Annotated in this window: 10 protein-coding genes; 2 read left to right on the plus strand and 8 right to left on the minus strand. The window is 63.5% G+C overall.

The genetic code is table 11. The annotated features are described in order from the left end of the window. Positions 1–609: CoA transferase (locus J4F42_18195; protein MCE2487449.1), on the plus strand; the 609-nt coding region annotated here is incomplete at its 5' end. A gap of 238 nt (positions 610–847) precedes the next feature. On the opposite strand, the gene J4F42_18200 is transcribed toward J4F42_18195, so the two are convergent. The 6 genes from J4F42_18200 to J4F42_18225 all read right to left on the minus strand — a co-directional run bounded on the left by J4F42_18200 (position 848) and on the right by J4F42_18225 (position 7,425). Next, on the minus strand, positions 848–1,630 hold the full coding sequence (locus J4F42_18200) for a ThuA domain-containing protein (protein MCE2487450.1): 783 nt from the start codon (positions 1,628–1,630) through the stop codon (positions 848–850). 15 nt (positions 1,631–1,645) lie between these two features. After that, the gene (locus J4F42_18205; GenBank protein MCE2487451.1) at positions 1,646–2,704 is read right to left on the minus strand and encodes a MaoC family dehydratase; all 1,059 of its coding nucleotides are present in this window, start codon (positions 2,702–2,704) and stop codon (positions 1,646–1,648) included. A gap of 2 nt (positions 2,705–2,706) precedes the next feature. Continuing rightward, on the minus strand, positions 2,707–3,393 hold the full coding sequence (locus tag J4F42_18210) for an MBL fold metallo-hydrolase (GenBank protein ID MCE2487452.1): 687 nt from the start codon (positions 3,391–3,393) through the stop codon (positions 2,707–2,709). 18 nt (positions 3,394–3,411) lie between these two features. Further along, positions 3,412–4,044, minus strand: coding sequence for a cob(I)yrinic acid a,c-diamide adenosyltransferase (locus tag J4F42_18215; GenBank protein MCE2487453.1), 633 nt, complete (start codon positions 4,042–4,044; stop codon positions 3,412–3,414). Then, positions 4,044–5,789, minus strand: a complete 1,746-nt coding sequence (locus J4F42_18220; GenBank protein ID MCE2487454.1) for a phosphoenolpyruvate carboxykinase (GTP) — start codon at positions 5,787–5,789, stop codon at positions 4,044–4,046. The genes J4F42_18215 and J4F42_18220 overlap by 1 nt, the downstream gene beginning before the upstream one ends. A 151-nt stretch (positions 5,790–5,940) precedes the next feature. Continuing rightward, positions 5,941–7,425, minus strand: a complete 1,485-nt coding sequence (locus tag J4F42_18225; protein ID MCE2487455.1) for a PAS domain S-box protein — start codon at positions 7,423–7,425, stop codon at positions 5,941–5,943. Positions 7,426–7,552: 127 nt separating this feature from the next. Here J4F42_18225 and J4F42_18230 point away from each other — a divergent pair, with 127 nt between their 5' ends. Beyond that, on the plus strand, positions 7,553–8,020 hold the full coding sequence (locus tag J4F42_18230) for a hypothetical protein (GenBank protein ID MCE2487456.1): 468 nt from the start codon (positions 7,553–7,555) through the stop codon (positions 8,018–8,020). An 18-nt stretch (positions 8,021–8,038) separates the two neighbouring features. Here the strand turns inward: J4F42_18230 and folK are convergent, their stop codons facing one another. Both folK and lhgO read right to left on the minus strand, forming a co-directional pair. Continuing rightward, positions 8,039–8,539 (minus strand): 2-amino-4-hydroxy-6-hydroxymethyldihydropteridine diphosphokinase, encoded by a 501-nt coding sequence (gene folK / locus J4F42_18235; protein ID MCE2487457.1) that lies wholly within the window; start codon positions 8,537–8,539, stop codon positions 8,039–8,041. Positions 8,540–8,578: 39 nt separating this feature from the next. Beyond that, a partial coding sequence (gene lhgO / locus J4F42_18240; protein MCE2487458.1) for an L-2-hydroxyglutarate oxidase occupies positions 8,579–9,807 on the minus strand: 1,229 nt, incomplete at its 5' end.

Raw genomic sequence — 9,807 nt, forward strand, 5'->3', positions numbered from 1 at the left:
CTGCTGGCCAGCGGCGCCTGGGCCAACGCCTGCGACTTGCAGGCCAAATTCTGTAACGCCACGTTTCCGGAACGCCGCAGCGACGGCACGCCTCCCAACCCGCTGGCGGCCGGCTATCGGAGCCGTGACGGCAAAGCCTTTCTGGCCGTCCTGCTCGACCCGGACAAGGAATTTCCCAATCTGTGCAAGGCGCTCGGTCAGCCAGAGCTGGCGACCAGCCCGCTGTTTGCAACCAACGAGGCCAGAACGGAGAATGCGGCTGCCTTGTTTGCCATTTTACAAGGCCAGTTCGAATCGCGGGATCTCGACGAATGGCGGGTACTGTTCAAGCAGGCCGACATCAAATGGGCCCCCCTACCACTGCGCGACGAGGTGGTCGGAGATCCGCAGATGCGGGCAGCCGGGGCGTTTGTCGAGATGGAGTATCCCGGCCACGGCCAGCTGACGACCATCAACAGCCCCATTTTCACCAGCGCCGGTGACAAGCGCACGCCGACTGCTGCGCCGCAGCTCGGCGATCATACCAGTGAGATACTCCGCGATCTGGGCTATGACGACGCGGCCATTGCCGCGCTGGTGCACGACGGGGTAGCGGCCATAGGTGACTAGCGCGGTTCACGTTAGGCTGTAGTCCTGCCGTTCCGCCCTCGTCATGCCGGCTGTGATCCGGCATCCATGCTTCGACTTCGCTCCGCTACGCTCAGCACGAACGGGAGGCCGTTAGTCCTGAGCGTCAGGCGCAGCGCGCCTGAAGTCGAAGGGCGACACAGCATCGTGAAGTGCTCTAGTTGGCACATCCGGTCCTGCTATGGCCCACAAGGCGGCCACGGTGCATGGCGTTGGCCGCTCAGTCCCCGAGCTGGCCGATACCCCAGCGGATGCCACGGCGCAGCAACTCGTAGTACACCGGCGAGTCCCACGAACAGCGCTCGACGCTGCACACCGGCATGAGCGGCTGCATGTCGTATTTTCCGCGACAGTGACCGAGCGTCAGATACAGCACCTGGCCCTGGCCGTAGGGGTGCAGGTAGAGTTGCGGCCGTGGCTCGTCATTGCCCAGGCTTTCACGCACATAGCCCACCGACCGGTCGGTGTAGCGCGACTCCAGCAGGGTGTGGACCTCGCCGTAAAACTCGCAGTAATAGGGTTCGTCCTGGACCTCAAAGGGCTCGATGCCGCGCACCAGCGGATGGCTCGGGTCGGCTACGGTCACCCGAATGGGCTGGATGGGCGGGTGGGACACAAAGTGGTTGCCCAGCATGTCGGGCAGGGCCGGCGCCTTGCGGGGCGTATCGACCTTGCCCGGAATCACGACGCCGTCGGTTTCGATGGACTCGCCCACAAACTCCAGCATGGCGCTCGTGCCGTGCAGGCCAAACCAGCGGCCGCCCTGGTCGAGGAAGCGCCCCAGCGCGTCCTGCTGCTCGGCGGTCGGACACACGTCGCAGGTGTAGGTCAGCAGCAGCCGGGACTGGGCAATCGCCTCGACATCCCGGTAGTCTTCGGCCACCCGGACCACCACGTCCTCGTGTTCGGCCAGCAGCGTGAGCAGCTCGAGCCGGGCGAAGTTGGTGTCGTGATACTTGGCGTTGCAGATGAGATACACGTCGATACGGGTGTCGTCGGACATGCCGGCCTCCCATGCCTAGGCGTAATGGCTGCGCCGCTTGACGGCCAGCTCGCGCTCCAAATAGAAGATGTCCATTCTGTCCCAGCCGTCGTCTTTTTTCACAAACTTATGGCCGCGCAGGGTCGTGGCCACGATGCCCAGGTCTGGTCGACCGGGATAGTCGCGCCGGTCACGAATCTCGGTCGAGGCAAAAATCGTATCGCCGACAAACACCGGGCCGGTGTGCCGACCGGTGACATAGACGATATCGCCGACGGCGTTATCGGCCACATCCGGGCAGGACAGACCCAGACACAGGTTAAACGCCAGGCCGCCGTACACGATCAGCCGGCCGCCGATATATTTGTCCGGGTTCTGGTCGATCAGGTGCTGGTTGGTGTGGACCTGCGAGGTGTTGTCGAGCATGGCGGTGAGGTCCATGTGGGCGGCGGTCACGGTCCGGCCACGCGAGTGCTCGATGGTCTGGCCGGGCGACAGATCCTCGAAGTAGGTATCGGCGTTGCTCAGATGCACCAGCTCGCGGTACTCCCGGTCCGCGTCGTAGGTCGGCACGCCCAGCGCACACGGCACGTCGGGCAGGCTCGCCAGCTCACCGGCCTCAACCGGCGCCGCAATATCGTCCTTCCATATCTGGACCTTGCGCCGCAGGGTCAGCACAACCTCCTCGTGCTGGTTGTGGCCGGTGGTCTGGACATGCACCACCCCCCGGTCCGGGTCGCGCGACGAGGGGGTGAGACCGATGACGCGGGTCTCGACCTCGATCGTATCGCCGATATGGACGGGCACGCCAAAGCGCATGTCCTGATACTCGAGGTTGGCCCGGGCGTTCTCCGAGATATCCTCAACGCTCTGGCTGAAGACGATGTTCATGACCAGGCCCGGCGGGGCGACCAGGCCGCGATAGCCGTAGCGGGTGGCGTAGCGCAGGTTTTTGGACAGCGGGTTGGTGGTCATGCCGAACTCGGTGAAGGCGTTGAACAGGCCCTCGGTGAGCGTCTTGCCGACCTTGTGGCGAAAGTGTTGCCCGGCTCGAAAGTCTTCCAGAAAATTGCCGCGTTTCTTGCGTATCGGCATGCTCAGTAGCCCATCGTGGACAGGAATTCCTGCAGGCTGCGGGTGGTCAGGTGCAGATACATGTTGTGCTTTTTCTGATTGCCCAGGGTATCCGACGGCTGGCCGCTGTAGTTATGGCCGGGAAACAGGACGGTCTCGTCGACCAGTTTCGACAGGGTCTGCAGGCTGTGGTACATGTCTTCCGGGCTGCTGCCGGGCAGGTCGATGCGGCCGCACGAGTTGATGAACAGCGTATCCCCGGCCACCAGGTTGTGGCCGATCAGAAAACACTGTGAGCCCGGGGTGTGGCCGGGCGTGTGGATGAAGGTGACCTCAAGGCTGCCGACCGTGGTCGTATCGCCGCCCTCGACCTTGACCAGGTCGGAGTCGGACAGGCCGGCGATGCGGTTCAGGAATTCAGCCTCGGCCTTGTGAACATAGACCTTGGCCTTGACCTGTTCCAACAGCTCGGCCGCGCCCTGAATATGGTGGCCGGAAAACTCGCCGCCCAGATGATCCTGATGGTAGTGGGTGACGAGCGCCTTGCTGATCGTGTAGCCGTCCTCTTGGGCGACATTAACCAGGGCCGGAATATCCCAGGCCGCGTCAATCACCAGCGCCTCGCGGGTGTCCGGGTCGCCGATGAGATAGGCGAAGTTCTGCATCGGCCCGATTTCGATCTGCTTGAAATAGATACGCGCTTCAGCCATGGCTCGGCCTTTCGTGGGTCAGGTCTGGCGGGTCTTGCTCACCCGCTTGGTCCGGTCGTGGCCGCGCAAGCCGCGCTCCCACAGATACTCCGGCTCGCCCAGATGGGTGCTCACCCAGCGCGACAGCACGAACAGCAGGTCGCTCAGGCGGTTGACATATTTGAGCGGCCAGGGGCTCAGGTCTTCCTCGCGCGACAGTCGCACGATATCGCGCTCGGCCCGCCGACACACGGTCCGCGCCTGGTGCAGAAAGCCACCGACCTTGCCGCCACCGGGCAGGACAAACGAGTTGAGCGCTTGCAGGTCTTTCTGCAGCCGATCAATCATCCGCTCCAGAGCCCGGACCTCGCGCTGACCGACCCGAAACATGCCCTCGTAGGAAAAATCCGACGGCGTGGCCAGCTCGCTGCCCAGGTCAAACAGCTGGTTTTGCAGCCGGCGGAAGATTTTATCCAGCTCCTTGGACGCTTTGAGGTCGTCCTTGAGATCGTCGTTGAAGACCCGGGCCAGTCCCAGGACGGCGTTCAGTTCATCGACCGTGCCGTAGGCCTCGACCCGCGCGGCGTCTTTGGCGACTTGCTGACCGCCGACCAGCTTGGTCAAGCCGGCGTCGCCGCTGCGGGTGTAGACCTTGGTGATGCGAATAGCCATTACACGCCAAGGCGCCGTTTCAGCGAGTCGTGTTCCTGCCACATGGCCTGCGGCATGCGATCCCCGAACTGGGTGAAGAACTCCTTCTGGCCCTCCGTGGCGTGCTTCCAGCCCTCACGGTCGACCGACAGGAGTTCTGCCATGGTCTCGGGTGTCACGTCCAGCCCGCTGGTGTCGATGTCTTTGGGATAGGGCAGGTAGCCGATCTCGGTTTCGCGCGCCTCGACCTCGCCGTGGACGCGGCTCAGCACCCAGCGCAGGGCGCGCAGGTTTTCCCCGAAGCCGGGCCACAGGTATTCGAGGTTTTCGGACATGCGGAACCAGTTGACGCGGAAAATCTTGGGCGGGTTGGCGATCCGCGTACCCATATCCATCCAGTGCCCGAAATAGTCGCCCATGTTGTAGCCGCAGAAGGGCAGCATGGCCATGGGATCACGCCGGATCACCCCGACCTTGCCGGTGGCCGCAGCGGTCGTCTCGGACGCCATGGTCGAGCCCAGAAAGACGCCGTGCTGCCAGTTCAGGGACTGGAACACCAGGGGGATCAGGCCGGCCCGCCGGCCGCCGAACAGGATGGCCGAAATCGGCACGCCCTGGGGGCTTTCCCACTCCGGCGACATAACCGGACACTGCCGCGCCGGGGTGGTGAAGCGTGAGTTCGGATGGGCGGCCTTGGTCTCGCTCGACGGGCTCCACGGTCGGCCCTGCCAGTCCAGGGCTTCAATCGGAGCCGGGCCGTCCATGCCTTCCCAGTAGGGGCAGCCGTCCGGGGTCAGGGCCACGTTGGTGAACAGCGAGTTTGAGTCGACCGTTGCCATCATATTGGGGTTGGTGTGGGAGTTGGTGCCCGGCGCCACGCCAAAAAAGCCGGCCTCCGGGTTGATCGCCCACAGGCGCCCGTCGGGGCCGATATTCATCCACGAGATATCGTCGCCGACCGTCCAGACCTTATAGCCGTGCTGGCTGGCCGAGGGGACCAGCATGGCCAGATTGGTCTTGCCGCACGCGCTCGGAAAGGCGGCCGCGATATAGGTCGTGCGACCGCTGGGCTCTTCGATCCCGATAATCAGCATGTGCTCGGCCAGCCAGCCCTCTTCGCGCGCCATATAGCTGCCCAGCCGCAGGGCAAAGCACTTTTTGCCCAGCAGGGCGTTACCGCCATAGCCGGAGCCGACCGACCAGATGGCCCGCTCTTCCGGGAAGTGCATGATATAGCGCCGGTCGGGACTCAGGTCGCCCAGCGAGTGCAGCCCCTTGACATAGGTGTCGGACGAGCCGAGGCGGTCCAGCGCGGCCTGACCCATGCGGGTCATGATCCGCATGCTGGCGGCCACATACGGGCTATCGGTGATTTCCACCCCCAGCTGGCTGTAGGGCGAGGCTTGCGGGCCCATGATGTAGGGCACCACATACATCGTGCGGTCTTTCATTGAGCCGGCAAACAGGGCGCCGGCGGTGTCTTTGGCCTGGGCCGGTGGCATCCAGTTGTTGTTCGGACCGGCGTCTTCCTGCTTGGCGGTATTGACAAAGGTCAGGTGTTCGGTGCGGGCCACGTCGTTGGGATCGCTGCGGTGCAGGTAGCAGTCGGGGTACCTTTTACGGTTCAGCTCAAGCAGGGTACCGGACTCGATCATCTCTTCGATCAGACGCTGGTTTTCCTGCTCGGAGCCGTCGCACCAGTGGATACGTTTGGGTTTGGTGTGGGCGGCGGTTTCTTCAACCCACTGTTCTAAGGGTGTTGGCATGAAGCGTGTCCTCTCTTGCTAGGGCTTGGCGATATGCGGGAGGGGTGCGGAAAAGTCCTTGTATCCAGCGAGTTCGGGGGCGTCAAGATAGGAGACCATGAGACGGCCGCTGAGGCGAAACCTGACAGCTGGAGCAGGAACAAAGGGCGGCTTATTGGGGCGTGCGTTCGGGGCGACAGCGCTCCAGGATGATCTGTTTGAGCTTCTCCGGGTCGAGCGGTTTTTTGAACACGACCTCCTGCAAACCTTCGAGCTTGCTGCGCTTGATGACGTGGTCCTTGTCAAAGAAGTAGGCCGTCATCAGGACGACCGGGGTGTCAGGAAAACGCTCCCGGACTTCCATATACAGGTCATAGCCGTCCAGGTCGGGCATGACCACGTCGCTGAGGACGATATCGACCGTTTTGTAGGTCAGGATATTCAGCGCCGGCAGGCCGCCGGTGGCGACTTCGACCTGCGCGCCGTCCTCCTGCAAGACATCCCGCAGCGAGTAACACACGCCCAGATCGTCATCGACGACCAGAATCGTCAGACCGGCCAGCTCCTGGCCGGCGGCTTTCTGATGGCTGTGGTGGGGGGCGATAATCTGCTCGTCGCGGCCCAGGTCGGCCATGCGCGAGCCGTGCAGGTACTCGGTGGTATCGTAGCGCTCGCCGTGGGCCATCTCGTCAATCCGGCCAATGATCGTCCGAATCTTCAGCAACTCGCGCTGGATGGACTCCACCCGCTCTTCCTGGACGACGTATTCTTCGTCGGAAAAAACCTGGGCCATATGTTTATCCAGGACATCCAGGTTGTTGAACACGATCTCCAGCGGATTGTTGATCCGGTGGGCCAGACCGACCGCCAGCTCGCCCAGGGTGGCCAGCTGGTCGCGGCGGCGGATGTCGCGCAGATCCTTGATAAAGCCGACCGAGCCGACCTGATAGCCCTCGCTATCATAGATCAGCGAGCCGGAGATGGAGGCCGGAATGTGCTCGCCGTTTTTACACACCAGGGTGGTTTCGAAGTTTTTGATCTTGCCCGTGCCGCCGTTGTCTTCGCTCTGCATGGCCTCCATGACGCGACGGGCTTCCTCGAGGTTGGGGTAGATGGTCGGCCACACCCGCTTGCCGTGAATCTCGGCCGAGGTGTAGCCCAGGGTTTGCTGGGCGCCGTCGTTGTAAAAGACGATCTGGCCCTTGCGGTCCACCGCGATGATGATATCGAGCGAGCTTTCGACCAGCCGCTCGAAATATTCCGGGGGCAGGTGGATCTCGCGCAGATCGCGGTGGAAGCCAATCGAGCCGATTTCCTGGCCCTCTTCGTCATAGATCAGCGCACCGGAGAACGACACCGGGATGTGTTCGCCGTTCTTGGCCACGAGTGTGGTCTCAAAGTTTTTGACCGTGCCTTTTTCGCCGAACTCCTCGCCGCGCAGGGCTTCCAGGACTCGCCGGGCTTCGGTCAAATCGGAGTACAGCATGACCCGCTGGCCACGCCGGTAGGCGTCTTGCAGTTCCTCGAAGGTATAGCCCAGGGTCTTGCTCGCACCGGCGTTGTAGAAGATGATCTGGCCCTTGCGATCAACTGCGATGACGATGTCGGGAAAGCTCTCAAGAAGACGTTCGAAGTACACCGGAGGAAGCTGGAACATGGATGGATACCCACTCTTTGGCCCGGTTCGAGGGCTGTTCGACCGTCTCGGTCACGCTCAGTCTTCTGAACTGCGTCCTATGTTAGGCTCGGCTTTCCGTGGTCGTCAAGACCAGGCAAGGGGAAACGTGTCCTCCAAGCACATGAAGAATGTTGACACGTTTCCCCTGTGTTGGCGGCGGGCCCAGGTCGCGCTTGTCGCCTGTGTGGTTGTCGCGGGTGTCAGCCTCGGCGGCTGCTACTGGATCAAATACACCAAGCTGATGCGCACCCATGTCGAACTCCTGCTGGCCATGACCGATAAGATGGGCAGTTTTCTGGAGGACGACCGAGCCATGACGCCGCGGATGATGAACGAATTTCTGTACCCCCTGGAACGCGCCCGGGATTTTGCCCGGATCGTCAAGCGCTTCTACGAAGGACGGATCTCGCTCGAGCAGTTCGAGCGTCTGCTCGCCGTCTATGCCGACCTGCTTGAGGAGACCGAGCGGCTGCGGGTTCTGAAGGGCGACCTGGCGGGCTTTCGGGAGCGGGCTGCTCTGGTACGGGAATGGGCCGGACGGGTCGAGGCGGCCCTGGCTGCGGAGGAAGCCTGACCGGCCCGAGGCGGGAGCTTATCGGCGCTCGGGTGCCAGCTTGATGACCTGCTTCTCGTCGTCCAGCTCGGCCAGCAGTTCGGCGACCGTGCGGCCCAGGCGAGGATGGAACAGGGCGGGAGCGATCTCGCACAAGGGTTCGAGCACAAAGCGCCGCTTGTGCAGCTCGGGGTGCGGGACGCGTAAACGGGGAGTGTCAATCAGCGCGGCGTCAAAGAACAGGATATCGAGATCCAGGCTGCGGGAGGCCCAGCGCACCGCTGAGCGCACACGTCCCAGCGCGTGTTCGATGGCTTGCAGCCGCCCGAGCAGGGCTTCGGCCGCCAGCCCGGTTCGGATTTCAATCACCCCGTTCAGATACCAGTTCCGGGCCTCGCCCAGCGGCTGGGTTTCATACTGGGAAGACTGGCGAACGATGGCGGTGTCGGGCAGGCCGGCAATCCGCTCCAGGGCCTGCCGGTAGTAGGCCTGCCGATCCCCGAGGTTGGAGCCGAGGGCGATAAAGACCCGGTGTGCCATTGTCTCAGCCGTGTTTCTGCAATCTCCTGTAACAGGTCCCTACAGCTCGAAGGCCTGTAGGGCCTGCTCGACCACCATCCGACCGATGGCCAAAGAGGCGGTCGCGCCGGGCGACGGGGCGTTGAGCACGTGCAGGGCATTCCCGGTCCGGGAAATCACAAAGTCGTCCACCAGCCCCCCGTCGGTGGCAATCGCCTGAGCCCGCACCCCGCTGCCGCCCGGCTGCAGGTCGGCCTCGGTCAGGTCCGGCAGCAGCCGTTGCAGGGCGCGCAGAAACGCCCGTTTGCTGAACGAGCGGTACATTTCCCCCAGGCCGGTCTGCCAATACCTGCGGGCCATGGTCCAGAAGCCGGGGAAGCTCAGGGTTTCCCGCGCGTCGTGCCAGTTGAAGTCGGATTTGCGATAGCCCTCCCGGGCCAGAGCCAGGACGGCGTTCGGACCGGCCTCGACCAGGCCGTCAATCGTCCGGGTGAAATGCACGCCCAGAAACGGCAGAGCCGGGTCGGGAACCGGGTAGATCAGCGTGTTCACCAGACCGCGACGCCCGGCCGCCAGGGTATAATACTCGCCCCGAAAGGGAACGATTTGCAGCGCGGGCTGCGCCCCGGCCAGGCGCGCCAGACGGTCGCAGAACAGGCCGCCGCAGTTGATCAGGTAACGGGTCTGAATGGCGCCGCCGGTGGTTTCCAGGACCAGCCTCTCCTGGCTGTGGCGCAGCAGCTGCACCTGGTGTTTGAGCAGAATCGTTCCGCCGCCGTCCTCGACCAGCCGGGCGTAGGTGTGGGCTACCCGGGAGAAGTCGATGATCCCGGTGCTCGGCACGTGGAGGGCCCTGATGCCGGTGGCGTGCGGCTCCAGCTCGCGCAGGCGTTCCGGCCCGATCATGGCCAAGCCTTGCACCCCGTTGGCCGTGCCGCGGCGGTGGAGTTCCTCAAGCCGGGGCAACTCGTCGGTTGAGGTGGCGACCACGACCTTGCCGCAGCGCTGGTAGGGGATGGCGTGCCGCTCACAAAAGGCGATCAGCTCCTGCGAGCCGCGCACACAGGTCTGGGCTTTGAGCGAGCCGGGCCGGTAGTAGATGCCGGAGTGGATCACGCCGCTGTTGTGGCCGGTCTGGTGGCTGGCCAGCCGGTCTTCTTTCTCGACGATGGCGAGCCTGACTCCGGGCAGGCGCTGGGTCATCTCCAGTCCGGTGGCCAGACCGATAATGCCGCCGCCAACAATGCTGACATCGAACTGCCGTGTCATCCGCCGTGCTCCAGGCATGT

It is taken from the genome of Desulfurellaceae bacterium, assembly GCA_021296095.1.
Lineage (GTDB): Bacteria > Desulfobacterota > Binatia > Bin18 > Bin18 > JAAXHF01.

Excerpts from the sequence above, each read along its gene's own strand:
- J4F42_18210 (MCE2487452.1), bottom strand. The coding sequence starts at position 3,393 with ATGGCTGAAGCGCGTATCTATTTCAAGCAGATCGAAATCGGGCCGATG.
- J4F42_18220 (MCE2487454.1), bottom strand. The coding sequence starts at position 5,789 with ATGCCAACACCCTTAGAACAGTGGGTTGAAGAAACCGCCGCCCACACC.
- J4F42_18215 (MCE2487453.1), bottom strand. The coding sequence starts at position 4,044 with ATGGCTATTCGCATCACCAAGGTCTACACCCGCAGCGGCGACGCCGGC.
- J4F42_18205 (MCE2487451.1), bottom strand. The coding sequence starts at position 2,704 with ATGCCGATACGCAAGAAACGCGGCAATTTTCTGGAAGACTTTCGAGCC.
- J4F42_18200 (MCE2487450.1), bottom strand. The coding sequence starts at position 1,630 with ATGTCCGACGACACCCGTATCGACGTGTATCTCATCTGCAACGCCAAG.
- J4F42_18225 (MCE2487455.1), bottom strand. The coding sequence starts at position 7,425 with ATGTTCCAGCTTCCTCCGGTGTACTTCGAACGTCTTCTTGAGAGCTTT.
- folK (MCE2487457.1), bottom strand. The coding sequence starts at position 8,539 with ATGGCACACCGGGTCTTTATCGCCCTCGGCTCCAACCTCGGGGATCGG.